The following is a 22,874-nucleotide window of genomic DNA, read 5'->3' on the forward strand; positions in this document are numbered from 1 at the left end:
GAGCACCACTAATGAGCAACGAACTCGTCAAGAGCGGCGGGGCGCTCGCCATCCGACCCGACCAGACCGCGTGGACCGAACAGCAGGGGGCCGTCCTTCGCCAGTCCGGCATCAGTGACCAGGTCACGGCCGCCGAACTGTCCGGCTTCCTGCACCTGTGCCAGCGCACCCAGCTTGACCCGTTCTCCCGGCAGATCTACCTCATCGGCCGCTACGACCGGCGCGCGGGTCGCGAGGTGTTCACCCCGCAGACCGGCATCGACGGATACCGGGTAGTCGCGCACCGAGTGATCGCCGCGTCCGGGGAGACGTTCGGCTACGAGGACACCCTGTGGTGCGACGCCTCCGGCCGGTGGTGCGACGCCTGGCTGGCCGAAGAGCCGCCAGCTGCGGCGAAGGTCACCGTGCTCCGCAACGGCCAGCGGTTCTCTGCCGTGGCGCTCTTCCGCGAGTACGTGCAGACCGGGAAGGAGGGCAAGCGCCTCGGACTGTGGGGGAAGATGCCCGCCGGGCAGGTCGCGAAGTGCGCCGAGGCGCTCGCGCTGCGCAAGGCATTCCCGCACGACCTGGCCGGCGTGTACACGGCCGAGGAGATGGCGCAGGCCGACAACGCGGGCGACGAGCGCCACCTGCGCGCAGTGCAGCCGGGCGAGGCCGACCCGTGGGCCACAGCCACACCGCAGCCGCAGCAGCAGACCGTGGCAGCCAATGGGCGATCGCAGCCCGCGCAGGATCTCGCCGATGCCGCAGCCGACGCAGCCGACCAGGCGGCGGTCAAGGACGTCTACAAGCAGGCGCACGCGGCCGGACTCCTCACGGAGACGGTGAAGACCGCTGACCGTGAGCTGCTGGAGCTCGGCGCCTACCTGATCCGCCGGGGCCAGGAGCTCGCCAAGCCTGCCCCGTCCGGCGACGTCGTCGTGGACGCCGAGGTCGTCGAGACCGTCACCGAAGGCCCGTCCGAGGCGGACGTCGCTGAGCACCAGCTGCGCACAGCCGCCGCGAAGGCCGGACTTTCCAACCTCGACGAAGAGTTCGAGCGCTCCTACGGCCTGCCCATCCGCGAGGCCGGCGCCCAGCAGATGCGCGAGATGACCCGCATCCTCACCGGCTCCGCCGCCTAACCACCGCAAACGCCGGGCCGCCCCGCGGCTATCGGGGCGGCCCACCCCTAGGAGATCACATGAGCCTGAAAGAGGCAGCAGCCCGCGAGGCCTACCTCAAGACCCTCCTCGACGTTGTGGACGGCGCATACAAGGCCGCCCGCGCCGAGACCCAACTGCAGCTGGACAAGGCCGCCGAGGAGAGCGGCACCCGCCAGGTCGCCGTCACACTCCCCGACGGACCGGACATTGCCACCGTCATCCTGTCCGCAGGCGAGGGAGCAGCGAAGGTCACCGACCCGGAGAAGTTCAAGGCCTGGGTGCTGGAGAACTTCGGCAGCGAGATCAAGCGCGAGTTCGTCACCTCAGTGCAGCCCGCGTTCGAGAAGAAGCTCCTCGCCGAGATGACGGCCGCGAACTCCACGGAGTGGGCCGATACGGAAACCGGCGTCGTGCACGAGGTGCCGGGGGTGGAGATCGCCCCGGCCCGCGCCCGCACCCACGCCGTCCGCTTCAAGAAGGACGGCCGCGACCAGGTCATGGCCGCCTGGCGTGACGGGCGCCTCGTGAACGTGGCGCTGCCGGAGCTCACCGCCGGAGGTGCCGAATGAGCTGGCACACCGAACCCCTCCTCGGCTTCGACCTGGAAACCACCGGCGTCAACGTCGAGACGGCGCGCATCGTCACCGCCGCAGCCGTCGACTACAAGCAGGGCGACAGCATCGACACCCTGCCCGACCGCGCCCGCCTGTGGCTCGCCAACCCCGGCATCCGCATCCCCGCCGAGGCCACCGCCGTACACGGCGTCACCACCGACCAGGCCCGCGCCAACGGCCGGCCCGCCGCCCAGGTCGCCGACGAGATCGCCGACGTTCTCGCCGCGGCCCTGTCTACCGGCATCCCCGTCGTCGCCATGAACGGACGCTACGACTTCACCGTCCTCGACCGCGAGCTCCGCCGCTACGAACTGCGCACCCTTCACCAGCGCCTCGGCAGCGAGACGGCACCCGGACCGGTCATCGACCCGTACATCCTCGACAAGCAGGCCGACAAGTACCGCAGTGGCTCCCGCAAGCTCGAGGCCCTCGCCGTCCACTACGGCGTCACCCTGGCGGCCGCGCACACCGCGGACGCCGACGCGCTCGCCGCCGTCGAGGTGGCCGTCGCCATCGCCGAGAAGTACCCGCAGATCCAGGTGCATCCCGAGCAGCTGCACGTGTGGCAGGCCTGGTGGGCGCGGCAGCAGGCAGCCGAGTTCCAGAAGCACCTGCGCAAGACCGACCCCTACGCCGTGGTCGACGGCGAGTGGCCGCTCATCCCACTCACCGAGGAGCGGAAAATCCGGGCGCTGTTCGCCGACCTCGCGGAGCGGTGGGAGCAGATGGCGAAGTCCGCGCCTGGCCTCGGCGACGAGCTGCTCGTCGACGAGCCCACGCCTCTTCAGCGGTGCCAGATCGAGCGCGCCCACACCTACCGCACCGCCGCAGCGGACGTCCGCGACGCCCTGCGCACTGGCCTGATCCCGCACGCCCTGATGACCGACGCCGAGCTCGAGCAGCACGGCACGCCCGAGGAGGCAGCGTCATGACCACCACGCCCGAGCAGGCCGCCAGTTGGGCCGCCGCCCACCTCCGCGAGCTGTACTCGACCGTCACCCGCTGGGACACCGCCGTCCTCGACCAGGTCGTCCTCCACCTCGCCTCCCACGGCCAGCCCTTCGGCATGAACCAGATCAGGGTCATCGTCCCCGACGACGTGTGCCGCAAGGCCGGCCTGTACTTCCACGCCCTCGTCGGCCACGACGCCCTGCACCCCGACGAGCCGCGGCTGCTGCTGAGGGTCGGCGACGAGGTGTCGATCAACCCGAAGGCGCACGGCAAGAGGGTCAACGTCTACCTGCTCACCCGTGCCGGGCGGAAGTTCATCGAGGACCGGCAGGCCGCCCGCATCGACGAGCGGAGGGCGGCATGAACCTCGGCCTGCTCTACCCCCTCTGGATCGCCGCCTTCGCCCTGACCGTCGCCGTGGCGCGCCTCGCACGACGCATCTGGAGGCGGACGTGACCCCCGAGCAGATCGACGCCGTCGCCAACGGGCTCATCGGCTTGCACGACGCCGCCGGCACCTACGGGCCCGGCATCGCCATCACCCTCGCCGGCGGCACCGCCCTCTGGGGCGCTGGCCGGATCTGGCAGCGGCTCGACGCGCGACGCCAGGAACGCCGCGACCGCGCCAAAGCCTGGCGCCAACTGTGCGACGACCCGCCCGCCGTCGACACCGCATGGGGCAACGACAGCGACGACCTCCTCACCTGCCTGCAAATCCTCAACGCCACCGAAACCCGAGAGGGGGACACCCATGGCTGAGATGCGCGAACGGCCCCTCATCGCCGCCTTCGCCCGCTCACGGCGGCCCGGCTTCATCCCGCCCGCCACCGAAGACGAGTTCTCCACCGAGCACGTCGACTGGTACGCCGTCGAGCGCGCCATCAGCGGCGAGACCCCCCGCCCCGAGCTCACCCCCGACGAGACCCGCGAAGCCGCCCTGTGGATGCGGCGCCACGGCATCGAACGCGCCCGCATCTCCGTCCAGCTCAGCGTCTACGAACGGCTCATCCGGGAGTGGGAAGCCGACGCCGGAATGCTCAGCCCCGACCAGCTGTGCACCATCGACGACTGCCGCAAAGCCCGCGTCGGCCGCGGCCTGTGCACCAACCACCTCACCGCCGACCGCCAACGACGCAAGGCCGCCGCCGAGTTGGGGGTGGCCGCGTGAACACCCGCAACGCCATCGTCGAACTCCTGCGCGCCGGCTACAGCGACAAGGCCATCGAGCGGCAACTCCACGTGTCCCGGCGACGCGCCCGCGAACTGCGCGCCGAACTCGGCCTGCCCAACCACAAGCCCGGCATGCAGGCCGCCGCCAGCCCTGAAGACCTGTTCTGGCGGCGCACCATCCCCACCATCGACGGCCACCTCCTGTGGCCCGGATACGACCCGGCGCAGGCGCCCAGCGTCCGCCACGGCGGCAGGCGCCACTCCGCCCACCGCATCGCCTTCGGGCTTGCCCACACACGGCAGCCCGTCGGCAAAGTCCGCGGCGGCTGCGAGGTCGCCGGATGCGTCCACCCGCGGCACGTCGAAGACCAGCAGATGCGCGACAGCTACCGGGCCATCTTCGGGAGGGCCGCATGATCCCCCACGGTTTCGCCGGCATCGGCTGGTCCGAAGCGCTCCCGACCGGCTCAGGCGAGATCGGCCTGGAACTCGACGCCGCAGCCTGCCGCACCCGGGCCGGCGCCGGGCACAAGACGATCCGCTGCGACGTCACCCAGTACCCGACGTGGGTGTTCAAGGGCCGCACCAGCGGGAAGATCGACAGCCCGCCGTGCCCCGGCTTCGGCAAGTCCGGCAAGAAGCTCGGGCTCCAGGATCTGCCGCTCGTCCACCAGGCGATCGAAGACCTGTCCCGCGGCAAAGACACCCGGGCGGCCATCGGCGCCGCCTGCCGCGACGAGCGGTCCATCCTCACCGCCGAACCGATGCGCTGGCACTACGACCTGCAGCCCGAATGGATCTGCATGGAACAGGTGCCGTCCGTGCTCGTCGTCTGGCAGCAATACGCCGAGGTGCTCGAGCGGTGGGGGTACAGCGCCGTCACCGGTGTCCTCGACGCCGCGGACTACGGGCTCGGACAGACCCGCAAGCGGGCCGTACTCATCGCCTCCAAGGGCCGGGACGTGCAGCTGCCGGCGCCGACCCACGGCGGACTCGGCCAGCCGCCGCACGTTGCCATGGCCGACGTCATCGGCTGGGGCTACACCCAGCGGCCCGCACCGTCCGTCACCGGCGGAGGCACCTACACCGGCGGCGCCGAACCATTCGGCAACGGGACCCGGCAGGCGATGGCGAACACCATCGGCGCCGTCGATGAGGACGGACGGCCCCTGTGGCGTGATCGCAACGTCCCGCTCCGGCAGCCCACAGACCGGGAGCGCGCCGCCGGCAAGAAGCCGCGCCCCAACCTGCGGCCCACCGTCGCCGAATGCGCCGCACTGCAGGGCTTCCAGCCCGGCCTCGTCTTCCACGGCAACGCCGGCGAGAGGCACCTGCAGGTCGGCAACGCAGTCCCGCCGCCGCTCGCCGTGGCCGTGCTCGGCGCCGCCGGCATCACCCAGCAGCAGCCGCAGCTCGCGGCCGCCGCCTAGCCCGACACGACGAAGCCCCGCCGGAAGGCGGGGCTGGAGGAAGGAGGAGCGATGAGGTCAGAGGCTGCCGGTCTCGAGCAGGTAGTGGAGCTCGTGGTCTTTCCGCTCGAGCATCTCGGAGAACTCCGGGTCCTCGAGGAGAGCTTGGAGCTTGCTCTTCAGCTCGTCGTAGAACGGCCGGACTTCGGCGTCGTTGACGGCCGCCTGCCAGCGCTCCATGGAAATGAGCATGGCCTGCGGTTTGTCGCGGCGAGTGAGTTCGACGGGCGTGCCGAGCAGGCGTACTTCGGCGATGACCTCGGTCATGTTCGCGCGGGCATCGGAGACGCCCAGCTGTCGGATCCCGGACTCACTCATGCGACCAGGATACACAAGAGCTCGCTTGTAATGTCCGTCGGGTTGTACAATTCAGGGGTGAGCGAAGCTCCCGCACCACGAGCAACGCCGCCCCCATGAGGGCTGCCTCAAAACAGCGAACGACCAGCAGAGACACCCTCCTGAGAGAAGAGATCACGTGAGCATCGACGCCATGTACTGGGTCTGGCTCCACTCCCAGTCCAAGGGAGCTGGACGGCACGTCATGCTGGCGATCGCCAACCGCATCACCGGCGATGACGGCCAGGCGCGCGTCAGCACGGCCGAGCTCGTGCGGTTCGGTAACGCCGCCCGGTCGTCCGTCATCACGGCCATCGATGCCCTCGTGAAGTCCGGCGAACTGAGCCTCATCGAGGAGGGGCGCGGTACGCGGCCGGCGCTCTACAAGATCCCGGGAGCGGTCGGCTATGTGCGTCCCGACTTCGGCGCTAGGGGTCCGGTCACCGGACCTCTAGGCGAGAGCCAGGGGTCCGAAAACCGGACTGCTAGCGCACAGCAGGGGTCCGAAAACCGGACCTCTGCGGAAAACGCTAGGGGTCCGGAAACCGGACCCCAGGGGTCCGAAAACCGGACCTCTAGGGGTCCGGAAACCGGACCCCATAACCAGAACCACATGAACCACGTAGAAGAAGAAGCCTCTTCCGCCGTCGTGGCTCGGGAGATCAGCGCCGAGGAGAAGCTCGAGTTCGGCCGCTTCTGGAACGCCCACCCGAAGAGCAAGAACTACGACAAGACGCTCGAGGCGTGGACCGAAGCCGTCATCGGTGGAGCCGTCCCAACCGAGCTCACTGCTGCTGCCCTTGCCTATGCCCGCGAGGTGGTCGGCCAGGAGTGGCGCTACATCAAGCAGTCCGACCGGTGGATCAGCGAGCGCCGCTACGAGGACAAGTTCGCTCCCGCGCCCAACGGCAAGCCCCAGCTCCGCGCCGTCTCCGGTGGCTGGCAGCCCTTCATGAACCCCGAGAACCACGACGTCTACGACGAACCCCTCATCTAAGGAGCCCCATGTCCGACCAGTGGATCCCGCCCAGCCAGCAGCGGCGCGGCCTCGACCTCGCCGCGCTCGGTGTCCCGCCCGGCCGATACGTGCACCCCGAGGTATCCGAGTTCCTCGACTTCCCCGGAGGCACTCGCGAAGGCGCCGCCCGCATCGAGGCCTACCTCCACCGCGAAGCCGACCTGGATGCTCTGCAGGCCGCTGAGGTCGAGTTCGTTCGGCAGCACTTCCTCAAGTGCGCCGACGAGCAGCGACAGAAGTGCATCGCCCACTTCGAGACGAAGGTCCCGCGCCGCTACGCGTCCGCCCAGCCCAACCCGATCGCCCGCGCCTGGGCGCAGTCCGTCGTCGCCAACCCCGACGACACCCGATCGCTACTGGTCGTTGGCCCCACCGGCACCGGCAAGACGCACTACGCCTACGCGGTGCTCCGCGCCATCGCCGAGATAGGGCGTCCCACCGGCTGGGCCGCCTACACCGCCGCCGACCTGTACGCCCAACTCCGGCCCCGCACCGGCCGCGACAGCGAAGCGACCTTCGAGTCGATCTCCGACACGGACGTCCTGTTCGTCGACGACCTTGGCGCGGCCAAGCTCACCGAGTGGACCGAGGAGGTCACCTACCGGCTGATTAACCACCGCTACGAGCAGTGCCGGCCCGCCATCTTCACCAGCAACGTGCCCCCGACGCAGCTGCGGGACGCGCTCGGTGAGCGCATCGCTTCCCGCCTCACCGAGATGTGCGAGCGCGTGACCCTCAAGGGCGACGACCGCCGGAAGGGGATGGCGGCATGAGCACTCCGAAGCTCCGCATCCTTTCCCTCGGCGCGGGCGTGCAGTCGACGACGCTGCTCATGCTGTCCGCCGACGGCACCCTGCCCAAGGTCGACGCTGCCGTGTTCGCGGACACCGGATGGGAGCCCGCCGCCGTCTACGAGCACCTCGACCGGCTGGAGGCCGAGGTTGCCGGGCCCGCCAGGATCCCCGTCTACCGCGTTTCCGTCGGCAGCATTCAGCAGGACGTCCTTGACCCCGACAAACAGCGCAGCCTCCCCGCCCACACTCGCGACCCGGAGACGGGCGAGCACGGCATGTTGAACCGGCGTTGCACCCAGACGTACAAGCTCACCCCGATCCTTCGGCAGGCCCGGCTTCTCCTCGGCGCCAGCACCTCCGACCCCGCCCCGTGCCGCTACTGCGAGGGCAGCGGGGAAAGGGTCGCACCGTGGCGTGCCAAGCGTGACGACCGCACGCCCGGCCCCTGCTCCGTCTGCAACGCCACCGGCACCCTCAGCCGGGTCGGCCAGCCTCCGAAGGGTGTGTGGGCCGAGCAGTGGATCGGGTTCTCCACCGACGAGATCGGCCGCGTCTCGGACCGAGGCGACACGCGGTACTCCAAGTCGCGGCATCCGCTGCTGGAGCTGGGCATGTCCCGCACCCAGTGCGACGCGTACCTGAAGCACCGCGGTTGGACGTCGGTTGAGAAGTCCGCGTGTATCGGCTGCCCGTTCCACGGCAACGCCGAGTGGCGGCGCATGCGCGACAAAGACCCCGAGTCCTGGCAGCAGGCGGTCGCCTTCGACAAGGCGTACCGGCGCGGGCCTGGGATGCGCCACGAACGCTTCCTGCACATCTCCCGCAAGCCGCTCGACGAGGCGCCCATCGACCGCGTCCGGCCGTCCGAGTGGCAGCAGGACACGGTGTTCGACGCCGTGTATGACGCCGAGCTCGCCGAGCAGGGCGACCCCGACGGCTGCTCGCCGTGGGCGTGCCGCTCCGGCCAGCCCGTCACTGAGAGCGAGGCAGTCGCATGACCGATCCCCTCACCTTCGCCGACGCCCGCACCCTGCAGCAGCAGGGCGACATCGGCCGGTTCATCAAGCACCACATGGCCGAAGCCCGCCGCGCCGCCGCCCACCGCCGCGGCCTCGTCCTCCGCTACCCCGACCTCGCCGCGAAGCTCACCGAACCGCCCGTGGGCTTCTCGTCACCCGACAAGTGGAACGGCTACATCCCCCCGGCCACCGACTGCACCGGCGCCATGAACACCGCCCGCTGCCGGCCCGCCCTCCTCGCCCTCGTCGCCGAAGCCGAACGCCGCCTCAAGCAGCCCAAGGAGATCGCCGCGTCGGTCGAGGAGGTGGCCGCGTGAAGCTCCGCCGCCCGCCCGCCCGGCGCCTCCGGAAACTCCGCAACTGGGCTCGCACCACCGCCTGCTGCCCCACCTGCCAGGTCACCCCCGGCATCCCGTGCCACCTCAACGGCCAGCCCCTCACCCGGGGTGCCGTCCACGCCCGCCGCTACCAGGAAGCCGAGGAAGTCGCCGCATGAGCACGGTCAATTACGGGGACGAGAGGCTCCCCGAGCGGTTTTGGACGAAGGTTGCCGCACAGCCCAGCGGGTGCTGGCTCTGGGTGAGCACGAAGAACCCCCGGGGATACGGGAACTTCTGGAAGGCAGGCACGCATCGGCCCGCTCACCGCGTGGCGTATGAGGCGCTGGTCGGCCCGATACCCGAAGGTGCAGACGTCCGCCACGACTGCGACATCCCGTCCTGTGTAAATCCGAATCACCTGCGCACCGGAACGCGCAGCGAGAACATGCGGGACTGCTTGGAGCGCGGACGCAACGCCCAGGCCGCCAAGGAGTTCTGTCTGCAGGGCCACCCGTACAGCGAAGAGAACACCTACGTGCGTCCGTCAGGCGCGCGCACGTGCCGTACATGCCAGCGAGAAGCTGTTCACCGGTACCAGCGGCGCAACATCGGCAGCGCGGCGGACGCGGGCGGTGCCGCATGAAGGTCCGCGCCGACATCGCCGCCCTGATCCGCGAGGGCCACACGAACGCCTCCATCGCCGTCCGCCTTGGCTGCTCGCCCTCCACCGTCTCCCGGGCGCGGGAAGCCCTCCGCCTGCCGCCCGCGGACAAGTTGGGCCGCCTGTACGCCGAAGCGCTGCCCACCGGACGGGGTGGCTACCGGCGTCCTACCGGCCGGCTTCCCCTGTCGCCGGACCGGCAGGCCGCCAACCGGGCCGCGTTGCTGGCCGCGCTCCGCGAGGCCGCCTGATGCCCCACCCCTGCCCCCGTCACCCGCCCGCCGCCCCGGCCCGACCCCGCCCGTTGACGGCCGCCCTCACCCGGGGCGCGCCAAACCCGTGATCAACCCACCGACAGGAGAACCGACATGACCGATCCCAACCGCCTCACCGGCCTGCAGCTCGACGAGATCGACGCCCGCGCCGCGCACCTGTACGAGTACGTCCCGCAGCCGGAAGAGGCCGACGTCCTGGCTGGGACCGACGTGCCCGCCCTCCACGCCGAAGTCCTCGCTGGCGCCCTGTCCACCCACGCGGCCATGGTCAAAGCCGGCTTCCGTCAGCGGAAGGTGAGCATCCCCGTTGCTACACCAGCCGCTGCCGCCAAGGCTCTCCGCCGGAACCTTGAACCCGAACAGATCAAGGAACTCGTCAAGCTCCTCGTCGACGACTGACGGCAGAAGAAGGCCCCGACCGGATCCCGGTCGGGGCCTTCTTGTTGCGCCGCTGGTCGTTATGCCTCACCGAAGGGCGGGATAGGGATCGTGTAGCTCAGCGTGTAGCGATCTGCAGCCACGACGATGTCGCACGTCTCGACTGGCCGGTCGTCCACGTAGTAGGTGCGAATGATCGTGATGACTGGCACGCCCGGGGCGATTTCCAGCTGCTCGCTCTCGTAGGGGCGAGGTGCGCGAGCGTTGACGTCCTCGGTGACGTGCGTGATGTGCTGGCCGATGGAGTCCATGCGGGGCACTACGCCTGTGACCGATCCGCCCTCCGGCTGCTCGACCGGTGTTCCGGCGGTCAATTCATCGGGCTCGTAGGACGTCGACAGCATCACCGGCTTGTCGTCGGCGAAGAATCGGTAAGTGGTACGAACTACCTCATCGCCCGACTGAATGGCCAGCCTCTCGGCGATCGCCTTGGTTGCCGTGGTGCGACGGGTCTGCCACTCCCACTCTGATCGACGGCCTTCGGCTTCGGTGGCTCTCTTCATCGGTGAACTGGTGGGCCGCTTGCCGTATAGGTCGACGGAGAGACGCTTCTGCAGGGGGCGTTGTTCGCGGACGAACGTGCCCTTTCCGCGCTGCTTGGTGACCAAGCCTTCGTTTTCGATGGCCTGGACCGCGTTGCGAACCACGATGCGGGACACGCCGTACTCGTCCATCAGATCTGACTCGGTCGGCAGCTGGTCCCCGGCCTGGTAGTGGCCGTCGAGGATGCGCTGGCGGATGTCATCGGCGATCTGCTGGTACGCCGGCTTGCCCTGGTACGCCACTGTGTCCCTTCCGTCTATTGGTCACAACAAGTGAACCATGCGCCTGACCAGCACATCTACAGACGTTCCCGTGACGAGTCGGTCACGGGCCTTGCTGATAGGTACTAGTTGTTATAACGTCGTCTCTGTCAGCAGCTTCTGCGGAAGCGGCAAGTTCTGCTGTATTCCGGACAACGCAAAGGCCCCAGCGGGGTGATCTCGGTGCTACCAACACCGAGCCCGCTAGGGCCAGCGCATCAGAGATTGGGTCTCGAAGATGCATGACGAGCTTACCGTGCCTGCGGTACAGCAGGCACCCAACAACCCGCCCCTGCGGGTGAAGGCGATCGCCGACGCGCTGCGCGTCGACCGGGCCACGGTCTATCGCGAGATCGCCGCCGGCCGCCTCCCCGCCTACCGCGTGGGTTCAGGTCGCGGCACCATCCGAGTTCCGCGCGCCGCCTTTACGCAGTACGTCGCTGACCGAGGTATCCCGACCAGCGAACTGGCGGTGGCGCTGTGATGGCAGCAACTGCGTCCGCCCGCCTCGTCCCGGCCCTGATCAACGGCCGGACGGTCCGCATTGAGTGCTTGCCGTGGTGCGTGACGGACCACGTCGCCGAGAGCGAGCGCTCCCTCGAAGACGTCGCCCACGCCGGAGCACTAACCGACCTCGTCGTACCGGGCGGCGAACCCGGTCTCCGACTCCTGGCGCATGTACGCCTCGGCGCTGATTCTTACGCGCCGGACCCGGCCGATCAGGACCCGTTCCTCGTCGTCAGCGACGGCTCCGAGAGCCACCACCTGAACCCGAAGCAGGCCGGCCAGTTCGCCGACAACCTCATCGCGTTCGCCGAGCAGGTCCGTTCGCTGGCTCATGCCATTACGGAGGTGGCGTCATGAGCACCGCAACCCCGACCCACCTGACCGCCCCGCTCCCGCCGGCTGCCGCCGAGGCCCTGTCTCGCCTGGAGCTGGCGTTCGCCCCGCTGCCGGTGCGTAAGGCCGTGGTCCGTTACGGCATCTGCCTGGAGACCTACGCCCGGCTGGCCATGATGGACGCCCGCAACATGTCGGGCTATCAGTTCGACCTGATGGTCGAGGCGCAGGACGAGCTGACCCAGCGGCACGAGCAGCTGGAGCAGGCCGGGATGCTGCACCTGGTGGTGACGGCATGAGCAAGAAGCAGCCCACCCCCCACGCAGCGGTCGCCCGCGTTCTGGCCAAGATGGCCGACAGCCTCGAGGCCGACCAGCCGGACGACGAGATGACCAACGCCGCCCGCATCGGCCAGATCTGCCAGTTCATCCCCGGCCAGCCTGACCTCTTCGACCATGTTTTCCCGGCCACCCCGCCAGTCGTCCCACAGTGCACCCGGCGCGAGTACGCGGCCGAACTGCGGGCGGTGACGGCATGAGTACCGCAACGCTGGCTGCCGCCGACGCCGCTGCCCGCGACCTGGCGTCGTATCGCCGCACCACCCGGCCCGTACCGAAGCCGGGCCGCCGTGTCATCGAGCGGTTCCCGGCTGGCGGCCCGCGTGGTTCGTGGCCGGCGGAGGAGTTCGCGCAGGGTCTGCGCCGTGACGGGCGGGTCGTCGACGTGGTGATGGACCTGGCCAGCGACAGCTACCTCGTCGTTGAGGCGGCGTCATGACGGGCGACCAGCACAAAGAGCTGTCGAAGAAGGTCGCCGAGGCGAACAAGCGCAGCGAGAACCGGCCGCGCTAACCCCCAATCGCCGCGGGTGGCGGGTGTTTCGGCTCCCCACCACCTCGCCGCCCGCGGCTCTCCACCCCCATCCCAGCCCCACCTGACCAGTGAGGAACCACCCCTATGTCTACGTCCCTGCTTTTCGACGCCGATCTGGCCGCCACCGAGCTCGGCAGGAAGCGCCGCGCGCTGATGCCGGCCGACGCTCAGATCGTCGCCTCGTACTTGTCGGCCCGGTCCGACGGCGACCGCGAGCAGATGCGGATCCTCCGCCGGAACGCCGCCGCCCTCGACCCGACCCTCGTCGACGAGCTCGACGGGCTCAACTACCTCGCTGCCGCCTGACCTTCACCCCGGCCACCGACGACTGACCCCAGAGAGGACCCCATGAAGAAGCCGAACCCCGTCGACGTGATCGGCGGCATCGCAACCGCTGTAGTCACCGGCATCGTCGCCGCGAGCCTCGCCGACCACGACGTCAGCTCGCTCATCCTGCTGTCCGTCATCTGCTCGATGTTGTCGACGGGCATGACGCTCACCGAACGCGTGGCGAAGGCCGCGACGACCGAGGTGTACCGCTGCTCCGCGCAGGGCTGCTCGGTAGAGATCCGGGCCACCCGAAACCACTCGCCCGAGCGGCTCGCGGTTCTGCGGGGGATGGCCACCGACCACACGCGCCACGGATCGGCGGCTGCCTGATGGCGACTCCGATCCGTGTCGCCGCGGCCGTCTCGTGGCTGCTGGCCGCAGACCTTGCCCTCGCGCTCCACGCCGTCACCACCAAGCTCGGCGGCGGCTCCGGTGAGACCCGCCTCTACCGGTGCCTGAACTCGGCGGTCGCCCGGGCCGACGCCAACCCCCACCTGCCCGCCATGTTCCGCGACCCCCGCGACGTGGCCGACTCCACTGCCAGCTCCAACTGACGAGACGAGAGGACACCGATTCCCGTGAGCGCCGAACCGCAGCCTCGCTCTCCTGAGGTCCGCACGAGCATCGACCCGGCCGGCTTCCGGCCGCTGCCGATAGTCGACGAGCGGGCTGCGGTGGCGCGCGCCGAAGCCGACACGCTCCTCGCGCAGGCCAACAAGATGCACGGCGAGGCGCAGGAGAGGGCCCGCCGCGCTGTTGCTTCTGCGGAGGAGGAGGCGCGGCGCATCCGGTCGTCGGCCACCGCCGACGCCGACCGCATCCGGCAGGAGGCCCGCGTCGAGGCGGCGCAGCGGCAGAAGCGGGACGACAAGCTCGACACGTGGGCGGCGCGCGCCATCATCGCCGGCACTGTCGGCCTCACCGCCTCGGGCGAGTACGCGCTCGCCCGCATGGTCGGCTTCGACCAGACCGTCGCCTGGCTGCTGCCGTTCGTCATCGACGTCTACGTCATCCAAGCCTTCCGGCGGCACCGCGACATCATCCAGGCGATCACCCTCACGGTCGCCGCGAATGTCACCTACCACCTCGCGGACGCCCGCCTGTTCGGGCTGACGCCGACCGCGAAGCCGACGTGGTGGCTGATCGCCATGGTCGCCTCCGTCGCCTCCCTCATCCTCTGGCGAGTCCACCTCATGACCGCCCCGCCGAAGGCCCGCCGCGAGCGCCAGAAGCCTGCCCCCCAGACCGCCAGCACGCAGCGCCAAGAAGCCCCGCCGACTGCGACAGAACGACCGACAGAAGCACCGCCAACTCCGCCCGCCAAGACGACAACTTCTGCCGACAACTCCGACCGCCAAGAAGCCCGTTCTGGCGACGACAAGAACACCGCCAAGACGCCCGCCAAGAAGACGACACCTGGCGGCAGGAAGCCCGCCGCCAAGTCGCGCCAGAAGCCGGCCGCCGAGAAGGCCCCGCGGCGGTCCATGACCGAGTGGGTGACGCTCGCCGAGCCGATCTTCCACGCCGAGTTCAAGCGGCTGAAGCGCAACCCGACCGCGAGCGAGTTCGCCGACGCGATCGGCAAGGCGGGCCACGGTCGCCCCTCCGACTCCACCGCCAAGAACATCCGCACCGAGATCCTCGACCGCGCCGAACTCCCCACCCTGGACTGAGAGAAGAGACCGATGACCGACAACGACCGGTGGACGTCCGACCAGCTGCTGCAGGCCGGCGGGATGGGCGTCTACGCCGACCAGGTCCGCTTCGTGTTCCGCGACCACAAGGAAGGCTTCCGCGGACTCGCCGTCGAGACCTACGAGGACCTCAAGAACAGCCCGATCCAGGGCGACAACGCGCTGCAGGCCTGGTGGCACGCACGCAAGGTGGCCCGGGTCCTGCGGGCGATGGAGCGGCGAACGCAGCAGGTCGTCAGCTTGGCGAAGAGGCTGGAGAACACGCACGACCGCATCTACGTGCAGCTTCCCAAGGAGCGGGCGCAGAAGGCGATCGAGAAGGAGCTGCGGAAGTCGCAGCAGGCTGCACTGGCGGCGCAATCTGGGGACCGCTTGAACCGGGCCACGCAGCAGGTGCTGGGAGCGGCTTCCGATCCGGCCGAGTCTGCAGGTCAGGAGCGTGAGGAGTCGCGCGTCTTCGACTTCGACCTGTTCAGCCAGAGGAAGACGGGGTGACCGCGCCCGCCGAGCGGTCGAGGATCAACTTCGTCCGCTTCCATAATGCCCGCCAGTCGGCGGCGAGGAACGATCGGGAGATCCTCGCCGCCGCTATCGATCATGCGCGGGCGGTGGCGGCGAAGGCGGTCCGTGACGGCGATACGAGAGCCCTGCACTCCCTTGCCGAGGCGATCCACGCCTGGACTGTCAACTACGAAGCGTCACGTTCACGTTCATCATCATCACCCCTTCACTAGCCATCACGGGAGCTCAAGGCGCGCGCGCGACGCGCGCGCGCGAGGATGCCCGATCCCGTCACTTTCCGTCAACACCAGAGAGGAGGCCCGATGTCCGGCGATGACAGCGACTCCAACGTGCTGCACCTGCCCCGGGTCGGTCTCCGCCCGTCCTTCTTCAGCCCTCAAGCCGACCCTGTCCCGCAGGGCGGGGGAGCCGACGGTGCCCTGACGTTCCCCCAATTGGCCAGCGGCCGGATCGCCCCGGTCTCTGCGCCGCTGCCCGCCATCCCGGAACCGGATACTGCCCGTTCCCCGATGCTGGGCGTGGACCCGGGGTCGGGCGCGGGCCGCGACCTGGCAGCCCTTTCGCTACTCACCCTGGCCGCCATCTCGGTGGCCGCCCTGCGCGGCAGCTACCACCTGGTGGCGTGGCTGAAGGCGCGCCGCGACCACCACCGCGCCATCGCCGAGAAGGCGGCAGCCAAGAACGGTTCTGGCGGCGGCAACTCGGGTTCGCCGAAGCGGGTGCCGTCCGGGCCGGAGTTCGGCGGCAAAACGACCCGCAAGTCGGGCTCCGGCGCTGGTGGTTCTGGCGGCCGTTCTGGCGGTTCGGGCCGCAGCAAGGTGCCGGCGACGTTCCGCTCCGGTACAGGCCTGGGGAAGTCGGGCGGCACGAAGGCAGGCAAGGGGCCGTCGGCGAAGGGCGCGGGCGGGCGCAAGAGCGCGACGTCGCCCACTGGTGGAACCGGGAAGCGCTCGGGCGGGAAGGCGCCCCGCGGCCCGCGCCAGCAGCGGAACCGCAAGCCCGGCCGGGGCGACGCGGGCCGCGGCGGCGGTTCGTCCCCGAAGAGGTCCCGGAAGGGGCCGGGTAGCGCTGACGTCCGCGCGAAGCGGCGCGACAAGGCCGCCAAAGCCGCCTCGCTCAAGAAGGGCAACGGCGGGGGCGCGCTGAAGAAGCAGGGCCCCGGCCGCACGACACTCGCCCAGGCGCTGAAGAAGGACGCCCAGAGGGCCGCTGCCCGCCGCTGGAAGAAGAGGCAGAAGCGCGCCAGGAAGGACAACGTGAAGCCGTTCTTCTGGACAACCCCCAAGCAGAAGAAGCCAGGCAAAGCCAGCACCACCGGCCCGGCCGGAAACCCCAAGCCGACCAACTCGCCCGCCGCCACGTCACGCCGCCTGAGGTGGCGCCGCAGGAACACCACACCACCCATCTGGTTCGCCCCCAAGACCGGCGGCGGCCCCTCCAGCTCGAACCCCGGCAAGACCAGAAGCCGGAAAAAGCCGTCCTCGAAGCCGGGCTTCCGGTGGACGCGGCGGGCCCGCTGGCATCGCACCAACACCAAGACCGGAACACGCCCCACTGGCGGAACCCGGACCCGCCCCGGCGGCTTCACGCCGCCGCCCGGGATGCGCAACGAGTACACCGTCACCCTCACCCGCGACGACCCGCCCGCCACCTCTCAGCCGGCCGCCGCTATCGCACCTCCGCGCCCCGCCCTACCGCCTGCGACCGGCGCCACCGGCACGAAAGGACCCCAGCCCATGCCCGCACCCGTCAGCCCCTCGGCTCCGCCGCCCGTGCTCCTGCACCAGCCGTCCGCCGACTCCGAGCTCACCATCTACGACCTCATCGAGGCCGACGCCGACGCGGCCAGCGAAATCCTGGCCCGCGTCGACGAAGCCCAGCAGGTCGCGGTGGCCACCGAGGTGATGGACGAGCGCCTCGAAGTCCTGGCCATGAAGATCCAGGAGCTGAAGATTCCAGGTCTGCTCCTCGGCCGCGTGAACCGGCTGATGGAGAAGTCCGCTGAAGTCCGCGCCGCTGCCCAGGCCTTGGCCGCCGCGCTGCCCGGATCCTCCGAAGCCATTGCCGTCGCCGGCGCCAACGCCGCCGCACGCCACAAGCCCCTCGCCGACGTCACCGCCGACATGGGCCATGCCGCCCCGGCCGAAGCCGAATACCACCAGGAGTAACCCGATGTCAGATGTTGTGCCCGCCACCAAAGGCGTCTTGGCCGCCGCCGGAAGCGTCATCGCCGAAGGCGTCCGCTTCACCATCCTCGTCGTCCAGCTCGCCGCCGCAGGAATGCAGCTGCGCCACCTCGCAGGCCTCGCCAACTCCACGTTCGGCTACGTCGAAGACTGCGCCTCCAACGTCGACCAGCTCGCCGAAACCGCCGCCTCGCTCAACGTCGACGCCGACACCGTCGGCGAACACCACCAGGCCGCCACGGTGATGCGGTCCGCGCTCGCCCACGCCCGCTCCATGGAGGCCGCCGCCCTGGAAATGTCCACCCTCTTCCAGCAGGCATCCGACGACCACCAGGCCGACTACGGGCCCGTAGCTGCCACCGCCAACGCCATGCCCGTCCCGATGGCTGACCGCAGCTTCTACAGCAACCGCTGACCTCTGAGAGGAGGAACCCGTGATCAACCTGCCCGCCATCCGCACTGAAATCCAGCGGGCCCGCAACTGGGCCGGACGCGCCGCCACCCTCGCCGGGACGGCCGCCCTCACCGCATCCCTCTACACGTCGCAGGCCCTCACCGTCACCGCGCCCTGGATCATCGGCGCCACCGTGCTGGGCGCGCTGCTCGCCCGGCCCTGGCGTACCGAGATGGCCGGTGCTGTCACCGCCGTCTACTGCACCCCCGCGGTCCTCCTCCTCGCCGAGATGGCTGTGTTCACACGCACCGAAGGCATCCGCTGGTGGGAGCCCGTTGCAGCCGGGGTGTGGGTGGTCGGGGTCTGGTATGTGCGGCCCGCCCGCTACGCCGCCTCGACCGTCCGACCCGCCTCGGCCGCGCAGACGCTCCTCGTGGCCCGCACCGCCGAACAGCAGCTCATCAACTTCTGGGAGCGCAACGTTGCCTGCGACGGCGGCTACGCCCCCGGCAGCCACCTCGAAAACCCGCGCGTTCACGGAGCCCGCGACTTCCGCGCCGAGATCGTCGCCCCCGGCGGCAAGCCCGTGCCCGACATCCCCACCGACGGCCTGTCCGCCCTCATGGACATCCCCGCCGAGCTCATCAAAATCAGCCCCGTCAAAGGGCGCGGGGCGGGCCGCAGGCAGCTCACCGTCGCCAGCCCCGAAGGGGCCAGCCAGCACGCCGACGTTCACCAGGCGTGGGCTGGCCTCGTCGCACCCAAGGCCATGCCCGGCTCCATCCTCGTCAAGATCCGCCGCGGCTCCACCAAGACCGGAGAGATCGCATGACCGCGCCCGCCGACATCGACGTCGTCGAACTCGAAGTACAAGTCCCCGCCGGTGACGTCATCAACTACAACCTGCGCAACCTCTGCTCCGCCCTCGGCGTCCTGGACCCCGCCTGCCTCGCCGTCGAAACCGACGGCCTCACCCGCGCCCTCATCACCATCTACAAGGAGCCGCCGCTCGCCAACATCCCCGCGGCCCGGCCCGAAGACCTCGTCATGGACGCCGACGGCTACATCACCAAGGGCCTCTACCACGACGGACGGCCAGCTCGCGAACGCCTCTACGAGCCTGGCTCCGGCGCCCAGCGCTCCGCAGTGTTCGGCACCACCGGCGCCGGCAAGTCCCGCGCCCTGCAACTGCGCCTCGCCGCAGAGAAGCGCTCCGGCATCGTGTCGTGGCTCGCCGATCTCAAGGGCGGCCAGTCCGTGCCCGAGGCCAAAGGCAACGTGGACTGGCACGTCACCACCCAGGAGGGATCCATTCTGATGCTGCTGGCCCTCGTTGCGGTCATCGAGGAACGCACTCACCGCTACGAGGCGCTCGGCCGCAGCTACTTCGCCATCAACGATCCCGACCCGCTCCTCGTCGGCCACATCGACGAAGCCAACCGGCTCCTGGAGAAGGGCGCCCCCTACCGCGACCTTGGCGCCTACCTCGTCAAGGAAGTCGGCCGCACCGGACGTTCCGTCGGAGTCGGCATCAACATCGCCGCGCAGGCCGGCCACATCGATGAGCTCGGCGGCTCCGACACTCTGCGCGCGATGCTCAAGGAAGGCTCGGTCACCCTGCTGCGCTGGTCGTCCAGCATGATGCAGTCCCTCGTCTCCGACGGCCTCCTCCCGCCGGGTACCCAGCTCGCCCCGATCCCCAAGCGCAGCGGGCCACCGCAGCTGCGCTCCCGCTTCACCCCCGACGAGGAATCCGAGACAGCACCCGGATCCACCGCAGGCACCGCCTACATCCTCGGCTCCGACCGGCCCACCGCACCCATGCGGCACTTCCGAGTCGGCAGCAAGACACCCGTCCCCGGCCTCGACCCGGAAATCCTCGCCCTCTACGGACCCGGCGAGCCCCCGCGCCTCGAAGAGGAATCCCACGACGCGGCCGGCGAGGCCTATGCCGCACGTCCCCACATCCCGGCCCACCTCATCGCCAAGCTCCGAGGCGAAGACCAAGGCGAGGCAAGCGCCACGCCTGCCACGACCGCCGGTCTCCGCATGCCTGTCGGCGCGCCCCCCGCAAAGCCGTCAGCTCCGAAACTGACCGCGGCCGCCCGCATCCTGCGCGCCCTCGAAGACGGCCCACTGCAGAAGCAGGACCTCATCGCCAAGGTCAACGGCGACGGTGGCCCGGAACTGTCGGCAGGCAGCGTCAGCAACGTCCTCACCGCCCTCGGCAAGAAGGGCCACGTCACCACCTCCGGTGGCGGCATCTACGAGCGCATCACCAACTAGCCCGCACGCAACCGAAGGAGAGCCGACCCCCATGTCCGTCCTGCCCGAGCCGAAGCCCACCGCCCCCGCGGCCGGGCAGGCCACCCCAACGTCCGCCGACCGCGAGACCGTCCGCCGTCTGATGGCCGCCATCGACGAGATCGAGACGCCGACCAGCTACGACAACCCGGACCTGCCCAGTCACAAGGACGGCGCGCGCATCGGCGACACCCCGCCCGTCCCGCAGCCCGACACGCGGATCGCGCCCCAGTGGGCAGTCGGTATTGCTGTCGCTTCTATCGGTGTCGGAGCCGGAGCGACCGGTCTTGGCTGCGCGGCCTGGCTGGCCTTCAAGGGCCTGTCGATGGTCAGCGTCCCCGGCCTCGAGCGGTTCGCGTGGATCATCATCGCCCCGTTCGCCGGTACGGCCATGGTGCTCACCGCTCTCGGCTGCCTCATCGGCAAGGCCAAGCGGGCCGCCATGCCCGACGTGCACAACCACAACGGGCCGGAGTATCACGAGCACCACACCACCAACACCCGCGCCGTGTGGGCCAAGACGATCAACAAGCCCTGAGAGGACACTCAGCCCCATGAAGAACCTCCCCATCACCCCGGCGACGCACCATTCGGTCGCCCCGCGCCCCGTCCGCCGCCCGCACACGCCGCTCGCCGCCATCGACCCGCTCGGGGCTGTCGCAGTCCGGGCTGCGGGACGGATCACCGATGTGCCGGGGCGGCGGCCCGTCAAGCCGATCACGTTCGACTCGGCGCTCTGACCGCGCCACCACCGCGCCCCCGGCCGCATCCGGTCGGGGGCGCCCGCTCGAACCGGTGGAACATCCGGCAACCCGGACTCCATCAGCCTCATCCGCCGATAGCATCCCGACTCCACACAGTCCTGGGGGGACCATGACGAACGACCTGCCGCCGATGCCCAACACCCCGCCCACGCCCGCGCCTAAGCCGCCCGCGAAGAGGCGCCGCAACCTGATCGTGGCCGCCGTCGTCGCAGTCGCCCTCGCCATCGGCGGGACGGCCTACTGGCTCAGCCGCCCGTCCTACGACGACATCGTCAAGGACTGCCAGAAGGCACTCGCCGCCCAGTACAAGGCCAACGGGAAAGGCAAGCCGTCCGCATGCAAGGACGTGAAAGACGACGACTATGACGTGCTCGTCCTCAACGCGGCCATGGGCGATCTCGGCTGGCTCGACGACGACGGCAACTTCGACAAGAACAAGATGCTCGAAAGCACTCTCGACCAGCCGTAGCCGCTAGCCGGAAACGCCAGGGCCCCGGTCATCGACCGGGGCCTTCGTCGTGGGTGCAGGCACTGCGCGGGCCATCCACCGCCTATCCGTTAGCAGCTTCGGCAGCATCACCGGCACGAACCCGGCATCCACCAGCAGGGCGAGGCCTTCCGCGCACTCGTCCTGACTGTCCGCCTGCACGCCCACCCGGATCGCCATATGGGCAGTGTGCCCGCGGGGGTGGGGGAGACGGGGCGGAATCCGGGAAGCGCTACGGGCGGGGTGCGGCAACTAGCTGTCCACGCCGTTCCTGCACGCGCTCAATCAGGGCGAGTTGGGCCAGGGGGAGATCCCGTAGGACTCTCGCTTGATACTCGCGCGCCCTGGGTTCCAGCTCGCTTCGGTTGGACCCCCATCTCTTGGTTCCGTCGAGGCAGGACATGGCGGAGTTGCAGGCATCGCAGAGCATCCCTCGAATGATCCGGAGATAGGGGTGCGTTGATTCGAAGTGATCCACAACGAGCCGCCGCCCACCGGTCGCTAGGGCGGGCGTCCGGCAGATCTCGCAGCACCCACCGGCGCGAGTTTGCAGCCCGTCGTACTCGTCACAGGTGAGTCGGTGGTACGTGAAGTGGTGGCAAGGGTTGCCGGACTTTGAGTGCCGGTTCTGGGCCCTCCGGAACGCAGCCTCGGCTGCGCGTGTGCTCAAGAGGGCTTGACCTTCCCGTCTCGGATGCGGGCAACGTACTCGCGCGTGAAGCCTGTGGCCTTAACGACGGCGGTGAGTCGGCCGCGCACCTGCTCGCCGCCGTGCTTCTCGGGGAAGACCTCGGGGATCGTCTTGAAAATCCACGCCTTGTCGTCCGCCATGCGCTGGGTGCGCTTGGCCATTTCGGCGATCTTCTCTTCATCCGTCATGGGGGTGTCCATGTCTTTCAGTATGCCATTGCAGTAGGCGGATGCAATGTGCCAACTCTGTTGACACGCGATCTGAGTAGGCATACGGTGTAGTCACACCCCGAACAAGGGGAGCACCAAGAACAAGGGGGACCCGATGATCGCCACCGCCAAGATTCGTCGCCGCACCCAGGCCGCCGCCCGCACCGCCCCCAAGGCGCTCCGCTACCGGGCAATCAGCGGCCACATCGCGGTCCTCCTCGACACTGGCGCCCTCGTCCGCACCGGCGACATCCTCGACCGGCTCGGCGCCGCAGACCTCAAGGACGGCTACCAGTCCTGGTACGGCCGCCACGTCAAGAAGGCCTACATCGCCGCCAACGACACCGACCCCGTCCGCGTCTGGGTGCAGCACCGCACCACCGGCAAGTGGATCCACGTCCACGCCTACAACCCGTTCGACATCGCCCTCTACGTCGGACTCGCCAGCTACAAGCAGACCAAGCACCTCGCCCAGCCCGCCTTCTTCCAGGCGGCTTACGCGGAGGCCGCCTAGACCAACTTCGCGGCGCAGCAGACAAACCGGGCCGCCCGCCCGATCAAGGAAGCCC

The 22,874-nt window shown here is 69.6% G+C and carries 40 protein-coding genes; 35 read left to right on the forward strand and 5 right to left on the reverse strand.

The window, feature by feature from the left end:
- Positions 1 to 11 precede the first annotated feature (11 nt).
- The 8 genes from bet (at position 12) to ACFY0T_RS05520 (ending at position 5,309) form a co-directional block, all read left to right on the forward strand.
- On the forward strand, positions 12 to 1,124 hold the full coding sequence (gene bet, locus ACFY0T_RS05485; protein WP_388864830.1) for a phage recombination protein Bet: 1,113 nt from the start codon (positions 12 to 14) through the stop codon (positions 1,122 to 1,124).
- Positions 1,125 to 1,183: 59 nt separating this feature from the next.
- The gene (locus tag ACFY0T_RS05490; RefSeq protein WP_388864832.1) at positions 1,184 to 1,714 is read left to right on the forward strand and encodes a hypothetical protein; all 531 of its coding nucleotides are present in this window, start codon (positions 1,184 to 1,186) and stop codon (positions 1,712 to 1,714) included.
- Positions 1,711 to 2,691 (forward strand): exonuclease domain-containing protein, encoded by a 981-nt coding sequence (locus tag ACFY0T_RS05495; protein WP_388864834.1) that lies wholly within the window; start codon positions 1,711 to 1,713, stop codon positions 2,689 to 2,691. Before ACFY0T_RS05490 ends, ACFY0T_RS05495 begins: the two co-directional genes overlap by 4 nt.
- The gene (locus ACFY0T_RS05500) at positions 2,688 to 3,074 is read left to right on the forward strand and encodes a hypothetical protein (protein ID WP_388864836.1); all 387 of its coding nucleotides are present in this window, start codon (positions 2,688 to 2,690) and stop codon (positions 3,072 to 3,074) included. The genes ACFY0T_RS05495 and ACFY0T_RS05500 overlap by 4 nt, the downstream gene beginning before the upstream one ends.
- Before the next feature lie 88 nt (positions 3,075 to 3,162).
- Entirely contained in the window at positions 3,163 to 3,468 is a 306-nt protein-coding gene (locus tag ACFY0T_RS05505; protein ID WP_388864837.1) for a hypothetical protein, read from the forward strand.
- Positions 3,461 to 3,877: a hypothetical protein gene (locus ACFY0T_RS05510; protein ID WP_388864839.1), complete on the forward strand. Its 417-nt coding sequence runs from the start codon at positions 3,461 to 3,463 to the stop codon at positions 3,875 to 3,877. Before ACFY0T_RS05505 ends, ACFY0T_RS05510 begins: the two co-directional genes overlap by 8 nt.
- Positions 3,874 to 4,296 (forward strand): hypothetical protein, encoded by a 423-nt coding sequence (locus tag ACFY0T_RS05515; RefSeq protein WP_388864841.1) that lies wholly within the window; start codon positions 3,874 to 3,876, stop codon positions 4,294 to 4,296. Before ACFY0T_RS05510 ends, ACFY0T_RS05515 begins: the two co-directional genes overlap by 4 nt.
- The gene (locus ACFY0T_RS05520) at positions 4,293 to 5,309 is read left to right on the forward strand and encodes a DNA cytosine methyltransferase (protein ID WP_388864843.1); all 1,017 of its coding nucleotides are present in this window, start codon (positions 4,293 to 4,295) and stop codon (positions 5,307 to 5,309) included. Before ACFY0T_RS05515 ends, ACFY0T_RS05520 begins: the two co-directional genes overlap by 4 nt.
- Before the next feature lie 57 nt (positions 5,310 to 5,366).
- Here ACFY0T_RS05520 and ACFY0T_RS05525 read toward each other — a convergent pair whose 3' ends face one another.
- Positions 5,367 to 5,666, reverse strand: coding sequence for a type II toxin-antitoxin system prevent-host-death family antitoxin (locus tag ACFY0T_RS05525; protein WP_388864845.1), 300 nt, complete (start codon positions 5,664 to 5,666; stop codon positions 5,367 to 5,369).
- 157 nt (positions 5,667 to 5,823) lie between these two features.
- Between ACFY0T_RS05525 and ACFY0T_RS05530 the strand changes: the two genes are divergently transcribed.
- The 8 genes from ACFY0T_RS05530 to ACFY0T_RS05565 all read left to right on the forward strand — a co-directional run bounded on the left by ACFY0T_RS05530 (position 5,824) and on the right by ACFY0T_RS05565 (position 10,170).
- Positions 5,824 to 6,681, forward strand: coding sequence for a hypothetical protein (locus ACFY0T_RS05530; protein ID WP_388864847.1), 858 nt, complete (start codon positions 5,824 to 5,826; stop codon positions 6,679 to 6,681).
- 8 nt (positions 6,682 to 6,689) lie between these two features.
- Positions 6,690 to 7,475, forward strand: coding sequence for an ATP-binding protein (locus tag ACFY0T_RS05535; protein ID WP_388864849.1), 786 nt, complete (start codon positions 6,690 to 6,692; stop codon positions 7,473 to 7,475).
- Entirely contained in the window at positions 7,472 to 8,494 is a 1,023-nt protein-coding gene (locus ACFY0T_RS05540; RefSeq protein WP_388864851.1) for a hypothetical protein, read from the forward strand. The genes ACFY0T_RS05535 and ACFY0T_RS05540 overlap by 4 nt, the downstream gene beginning before the upstream one ends.
- A complete protein-coding gene (locus tag ACFY0T_RS05545; protein ID WP_388864853.1) occupies positions 8,491 to 8,832 on the forward strand; it encodes a hypothetical protein in 342 nt (113 codons plus the stop codon). Before ACFY0T_RS05540 ends, ACFY0T_RS05545 begins: the two co-directional genes overlap by 4 nt.
- A complete protein-coding gene (locus ACFY0T_RS05550) occupies positions 8,829 to 9,011 on the forward strand; it encodes a hypothetical protein (RefSeq protein ID WP_388864855.1) in 183 nt (60 codons plus the stop codon). The genes ACFY0T_RS05545 and ACFY0T_RS05550 overlap by 4 nt, the downstream gene beginning before the upstream one ends.
- Complete coding sequence (locus ACFY0T_RS05555) at positions 9,008 to 9,478, forward strand: HNH endonuclease signature motif containing protein (RefSeq protein ID WP_388864857.1); 471 nt, start codon at positions 9,008 to 9,010, stop codon at positions 9,476 to 9,478. The genes ACFY0T_RS05550 and ACFY0T_RS05555 overlap by 4 nt, the downstream gene beginning before the upstream one ends.
- Entirely contained in the window at positions 9,475 to 9,747 is a 273-nt protein-coding gene (locus ACFY0T_RS05560) for a helix-turn-helix domain-containing protein (RefSeq protein WP_388864858.1), read from the forward strand. The genes ACFY0T_RS05555 and ACFY0T_RS05560 overlap by 4 nt, the downstream gene beginning before the upstream one ends.
- Before the next feature lie 117 nt (positions 9,748 to 9,864).
- Positions 9,865 to 10,170 carry a hypothetical protein gene (locus ACFY0T_RS05565; protein WP_388864860.1) on the forward strand — a complete coding sequence of 102 codons (306 nt, stop codon included), beginning with the start codon at positions 9,865 to 9,867 and terminating at the stop codon, positions 10,168 to 10,170.
- A 59-nt stretch (positions 10,171 to 10,229) separates the two neighbouring features.
- Here ACFY0T_RS05565 and ACFY0T_RS05570 read toward each other — a convergent pair whose 3' ends face one another.
- Positions 10,230 to 10,994: a GntR family transcriptional regulator gene (locus tag ACFY0T_RS05570; RefSeq protein ID WP_388864861.1), complete on the reverse strand. Its 765-nt coding sequence runs from the start codon at positions 10,992 to 10,994 to the stop codon at positions 10,230 to 10,232.
- Between the two features lie 256 nt (positions 10,995 to 11,250).
- Here ACFY0T_RS05570 and ACFY0T_RS05575 point away from each other — a divergent pair, with 256 nt between their 5' ends.
- From ACFY0T_RS05575 to ACFY0T_RS05660, 18 genes are all read left to right on the forward strand, one after another.
- Positions 11,251 to 11,496, forward strand: coding sequence for a helix-turn-helix domain-containing protein (locus ACFY0T_RS05575; protein ID WP_388864863.1), 246 nt, complete (start codon positions 11,251 to 11,253; stop codon positions 11,494 to 11,496).
- A complete protein-coding gene (locus tag ACFY0T_RS05580) occupies positions 11,496 to 11,876 on the forward strand; it encodes a DUF6907 domain-containing protein (RefSeq protein WP_388864865.1) in 381 nt (126 codons plus the stop codon). Before ACFY0T_RS05575 ends, ACFY0T_RS05580 begins: the two co-directional genes overlap by 1 nt.
- Positions 11,873 to 12,151 (forward strand): hypothetical protein, encoded by a 279-nt coding sequence (locus tag ACFY0T_RS05585; protein WP_388864867.1) that lies wholly within the window; start codon positions 11,873 to 11,875, stop codon positions 12,149 to 12,151. Before ACFY0T_RS05580 ends, ACFY0T_RS05585 begins: the two co-directional genes overlap by 4 nt.
- Positions 12,148 to 12,390, forward strand: a complete 243-nt coding sequence (locus ACFY0T_RS05590; RefSeq protein ID WP_388864869.1) for a hypothetical protein — start codon at positions 12,148 to 12,150, stop codon at positions 12,388 to 12,390. The genes ACFY0T_RS05585 and ACFY0T_RS05590 overlap by 4 nt, the downstream gene beginning before the upstream one ends.
- Before the next feature lie 41 nt (positions 12,391 to 12,431).
- Complete coding sequence (locus ACFY0T_RS05595) at positions 12,432 to 12,629, forward strand: hypothetical protein (RefSeq protein WP_388865657.1); 198 nt, start codon at positions 12,432 to 12,434, stop codon at positions 12,627 to 12,629.
- A gap of 179 nt (positions 12,630 to 12,808) precedes the next feature.
- The gene (locus ACFY0T_RS05600) at positions 12,809 to 13,030 is read left to right on the forward strand and encodes a hypothetical protein (protein WP_388864871.1); all 222 of its coding nucleotides are present in this window, start codon (positions 12,809 to 12,811) and stop codon (positions 13,028 to 13,030) included.
- Positions 13,031 to 13,072: 42 nt separating this feature from the next.
- Positions 13,073 to 13,384, forward strand: coding sequence for a hypothetical protein (locus tag ACFY0T_RS05605; RefSeq protein ID WP_388864873.1), 312 nt, complete (start codon positions 13,073 to 13,075; stop codon positions 13,382 to 13,384).
- Positions 13,384 to 13,608: a hypothetical protein gene (locus ACFY0T_RS05610; protein ID WP_388864875.1), complete on the forward strand. Its 225-nt coding sequence runs from the start codon at positions 13,384 to 13,386 to the stop codon at positions 13,606 to 13,608. Before ACFY0T_RS05605 ends, ACFY0T_RS05610 begins: the two co-directional genes overlap by 1 nt.
- Before the next feature lie 24 nt (positions 13,609 to 13,632).
- Positions 13,633 to 14,727 carry a hypothetical protein gene (locus tag ACFY0T_RS05615; protein ID WP_388864876.1) on the forward strand — a complete coding sequence of 365 codons (1,095 nt, stop codon included), beginning with the start codon at positions 13,633 to 13,635 and terminating at the stop codon, positions 14,725 to 14,727.
- 12 nt (positions 14,728 to 14,739) lie between these two features.
- The gene (locus ACFY0T_RS05620; protein ID WP_388864878.1) at positions 14,740 to 15,243 is read left to right on the forward strand and encodes a hypothetical protein; all 504 of its coding nucleotides are present in this window, start codon (positions 14,740 to 14,742) and stop codon (positions 15,241 to 15,243) included.
- Positions 15,240 to 15,482, forward strand: a complete 243-nt coding sequence (locus tag ACFY0T_RS05625; RefSeq protein WP_388864880.1) for a hypothetical protein — start codon at positions 15,240 to 15,242, stop codon at positions 15,480 to 15,482. The genes ACFY0T_RS05620 and ACFY0T_RS05625 overlap by 4 nt, the downstream gene beginning before the upstream one ends.
- Positions 15,483 to 15,572: 90 nt before the next feature.
- Positions 15,573 to 17,438, forward strand: coding sequence for a hypothetical protein (locus ACFY0T_RS05630; protein ID WP_388864882.1), 1,866 nt, complete (start codon positions 15,573 to 15,575; stop codon positions 17,436 to 17,438).
- A gap of 4 nt (positions 17,439 to 17,442) precedes the next feature.
- Positions 17,443 to 17,871 (forward strand): hypothetical protein, encoded by a 429-nt coding sequence (locus ACFY0T_RS05635; RefSeq protein ID WP_388864884.1) that lies wholly within the window; start codon positions 17,443 to 17,445, stop codon positions 17,869 to 17,871.
- Between the two features lie 19 nt (positions 17,872 to 17,890).
- A complete protein-coding gene (locus ACFY0T_RS05640) occupies positions 17,891 to 18,682 on the forward strand; it encodes a hypothetical protein (protein ID WP_388864885.1) in 792 nt (263 codons plus the stop codon).
- On the forward strand, positions 18,679 to 20,136 hold the full coding sequence (locus ACFY0T_RS05645) for a transfer protein (RefSeq protein ID WP_388864887.1): 1,458 nt from the start codon (positions 18,679 to 18,681) through the stop codon (positions 20,134 to 20,136). Before ACFY0T_RS05640 ends, ACFY0T_RS05645 begins: the two co-directional genes overlap by 4 nt.
- Positions 20,137 to 20,167: 31 nt before the next feature.
- Positions 20,168 to 20,692, forward strand: coding sequence for a hypothetical protein (locus ACFY0T_RS05650; RefSeq protein ID WP_388864889.1), 525 nt, complete (start codon positions 20,168 to 20,170; stop codon positions 20,690 to 20,692).
- A 16-nt stretch (positions 20,693 to 20,708) separates the two neighbouring features.
- Positions 20,709 to 20,894 carry a hypothetical protein gene (locus ACFY0T_RS05655; RefSeq protein ID WP_388864891.1) on the forward strand — a complete coding sequence of 62 codons (186 nt, stop codon included), beginning with the start codon at positions 20,709 to 20,711 and terminating at the stop codon, positions 20,892 to 20,894.
- 133 nt (positions 20,895 to 21,027) lie between these two features.
- On the forward strand, positions 21,028 to 21,387 hold the full coding sequence (locus ACFY0T_RS05660; protein WP_388864893.1) for a hypothetical protein: 360 nt from the start codon (positions 21,028 to 21,030) through the stop codon (positions 21,385 to 21,387).
- A gap of 3 nt (positions 21,388 to 21,390) precedes the next feature.
- Here ACFY0T_RS05660 and ACFY0T_RS05665 read toward each other — a convergent pair whose 3' ends face one another.
- Genes ACFY0T_RS05665 through ACFY0T_RS05675 form a run of 3 tightly spaced genes read right to left on the reverse strand, consistent with a single transcriptional unit; the run spans position 21,391 to position 22,296 of the window.
- Positions 21,391 to 21,585 (reverse strand): hypothetical protein, encoded by a 195-nt coding sequence (locus ACFY0T_RS05665; protein WP_388864895.1) that lies wholly within the window; start codon positions 21,583 to 21,585, stop codon positions 21,391 to 21,393.
- Between the two features lie 52 nt (positions 21,586 to 21,637).
- Positions 21,638 to 22,075, reverse strand: coding sequence for an endonuclease domain-containing protein (locus tag ACFY0T_RS05670; protein ID WP_388864897.1), 438 nt, complete (start codon positions 22,073 to 22,075; stop codon positions 21,638 to 21,640).
- Entirely contained in the window at positions 22,072 to 22,296 is a 225-nt protein-coding gene (locus ACFY0T_RS05675) for a hypothetical protein (protein ID WP_388864899.1), read from the reverse strand. The genes ACFY0T_RS05670 and ACFY0T_RS05675 overlap by 4 nt, the downstream gene beginning before the upstream one ends.
- A gap of 124 nt (positions 22,297 to 22,420) precedes the next feature.
- Here ACFY0T_RS05675 and ACFY0T_RS05680 point away from each other — a divergent pair, with 124 nt between their 5' ends.
- Entirely contained in the window at positions 22,421 to 22,819 is a 399-nt protein-coding gene (locus ACFY0T_RS05680) for a hypothetical protein (RefSeq protein WP_388864901.1), read from the forward strand.
- The last annotated feature ends 55 nt before the right edge of the window (positions 22,820 to 22,874 follow it).

Source organism: Streptomyces sp. NPDC001530 (assembly GCF_042894545.1).
Lineage (GTDB): Bacteria > Actinomycetota > Actinomycetes > Streptomycetales > Streptomycetaceae > Streptomyces.

Excerpts from the sequence above, each read along its gene's own strand:
- ACFY0T_RS05545 (WP_388864853.1), top strand. The coding sequence starts at position 8,491 with ATGACCGATCCCCTCACCTTCGCCGACGCCCGCACCCTGCAGCAGCAG.
- ACFY0T_RS05535 (WP_388864849.1), top strand. The coding sequence starts at position 6,690 with ATGTCCGACCAGTGGATCCCGCCCAGCCAGCAGCGGCGCGGCCTCGAC.
- bet (WP_388864830.1), top strand. The coding sequence starts at position 12 with ATGAGCAACGAACTCGTCAAGAGCGGCGGGGCGCTCGCCATCCGACCC.
- ACFY0T_RS05600 (WP_388864871.1), top strand. The coding sequence starts at position 12,809 with ATGTCTACGTCCCTGCTTTTCGACGCCGATCTGGCCGCCACCGAGCTC.
- ACFY0T_RS05655 (WP_388864891.1), top strand. The coding sequence starts at position 20,709 with ATGAAGAACCTCCCCATCACCCCGGCGACGCACCATTCGGTCGCCCCG.
- ACFY0T_RS05680 (WP_388864901.1), top strand. The coding sequence starts at position 22,421 with ATGATCGCCACCGCCAAGATTCGTCGCCGCACCCAGGCCGCCGCCCGC.
- ACFY0T_RS05575 (WP_388864863.1), top strand. The coding sequence starts at position 11,251 with ATGCATGACGAGCTTACCGTGCCTGCGGTACAGCAGGCACCCAACAAC.
- ACFY0T_RS05565 (WP_388864860.1), top strand. The coding sequence starts at position 9,865 with ATGACCGATCCCAACCGCCTCACCGGCCTGCAGCTCGACGAGATCGAC.
- ACFY0T_RS05660 (WP_388864893.1), top strand. The coding sequence starts at position 21,028 with ATGACGAACGACCTGCCGCCGATGCCCAACACCCCGCCCACGCCCGCG.
- ACFY0T_RS05540 (WP_388864851.1), top strand. The coding sequence starts at position 7,472 with ATGAGCACTCCGAAGCTCCGCATCCTTTCCCTCGGCGCGGGCGTGCAG.
- ACFY0T_RS05645 (WP_388864887.1), top strand. The coding sequence starts at position 18,679 with ATGACCGCGCCCGCCGACATCGACGTCGTCGAACTCGAAGTACAAGTC.
- ACFY0T_RS05650 (WP_388864889.1), top strand. The coding sequence starts at position 20,168 with ATGTCCGTCCTGCCCGAGCCGAAGCCCACCGCCCCCGCGGCCGGGCAG.
- ACFY0T_RS05525 (WP_388864845.1), bottom strand. The coding sequence starts at position 5,666 with ATGAGTGAGTCCGGGATCCGACAGCTGGGCGTCTCCGATGCCCGCGCG.
- ACFY0T_RS05635 (WP_388864884.1), top strand. The coding sequence starts at position 17,443 with ATGTCAGATGTTGTGCCCGCCACCAAAGGCGTCTTGGCCGCCGCCGGA.
- ACFY0T_RS05610 (WP_388864875.1), top strand. The coding sequence starts at position 13,384 with ATGGCGACTCCGATCCGTGTCGCCGCGGCCGTCTCGTGGCTGCTGGCC.
- ACFY0T_RS05500 (WP_388864836.1), top strand. The coding sequence starts at position 2,688 with ATGACCACCACGCCCGAGCAGGCCGCCAGTTGGGCCGCCGCCCACCTC.
- ACFY0T_RS05490 (WP_388864832.1), top strand. The coding sequence starts at position 1,184 with ATGAGCCTGAAAGAGGCAGCAGCCCGCGAGGCCTACCTCAAGACCCTC.
- ACFY0T_RS05630 (WP_388864882.1), top strand. The coding sequence starts at position 15,573 with ATGTCCGGCGATGACAGCGACTCCAACGTGCTGCACCTGCCCCGGGTC.
- ACFY0T_RS05675 (WP_388864899.1), bottom strand. The coding sequence starts at position 22,296 with ATGGACACCCCCATGACGGATGAAGAGAAGATCGCCGAAATGGCCAAG.
- ACFY0T_RS05580 (WP_388864865.1), top strand. The coding sequence starts at position 11,496 with ATGGCAGCAACTGCGTCCGCCCGCCTCGTCCCGGCCCTGATCAACGGC.
- ACFY0T_RS05510 (WP_388864839.1), top strand. The coding sequence starts at position 3,461 with ATGGCTGAGATGCGCGAACGGCCCCTCATCGCCGCCTTCGCCCGCTCA.
- ACFY0T_RS05555 (WP_388864857.1), top strand. The coding sequence starts at position 9,008 with ATGAGCACGGTCAATTACGGGGACGAGAGGCTCCCCGAGCGGTTTTGG.
- ACFY0T_RS05590 (WP_388864869.1), top strand. The coding sequence starts at position 12,148 with ATGAGCAAGAAGCAGCCCACCCCCCACGCAGCGGTCGCCCGCGTTCTG.
- ACFY0T_RS05605 (WP_388864873.1), top strand. The coding sequence starts at position 13,073 with ATGAAGAAGCCGAACCCCGTCGACGTGATCGGCGGCATCGCAACCGCT.
- ACFY0T_RS05495 (WP_388864834.1), top strand. The coding sequence starts at position 1,711 with ATGAGCTGGCACACCGAACCCCTCCTCGGCTTCGACCTGGAAACCACC.
- ACFY0T_RS05665 (WP_388864895.1), bottom strand. The coding sequence starts at position 21,585 with ATGGCGATCCGGGTGGGCGTGCAGGCGGACAGTCAGGACGAGTGCGCG.
- ACFY0T_RS05520 (WP_388864843.1), top strand. The coding sequence starts at position 4,293 with ATGATCCCCCACGGTTTCGCCGGCATCGGCTGGTCCGAAGCGCTCCCG.
- ACFY0T_RS05560 (WP_388864858.1), top strand. The coding sequence starts at position 9,475 with ATGAAGGTCCGCGCCGACATCGCCGCCCTGATCCGCGAGGGCCACACG.
- ACFY0T_RS05620 (WP_388864878.1), top strand. The coding sequence starts at position 14,740 with ATGACCGACAACGACCGGTGGACGTCCGACCAGCTGCTGCAGGCCGGC.
- ACFY0T_RS05585 (WP_388864867.1), top strand. The coding sequence starts at position 11,873 with ATGAGCACCGCAACCCCGACCCACCTGACCGCCCCGCTCCCGCCGGCT.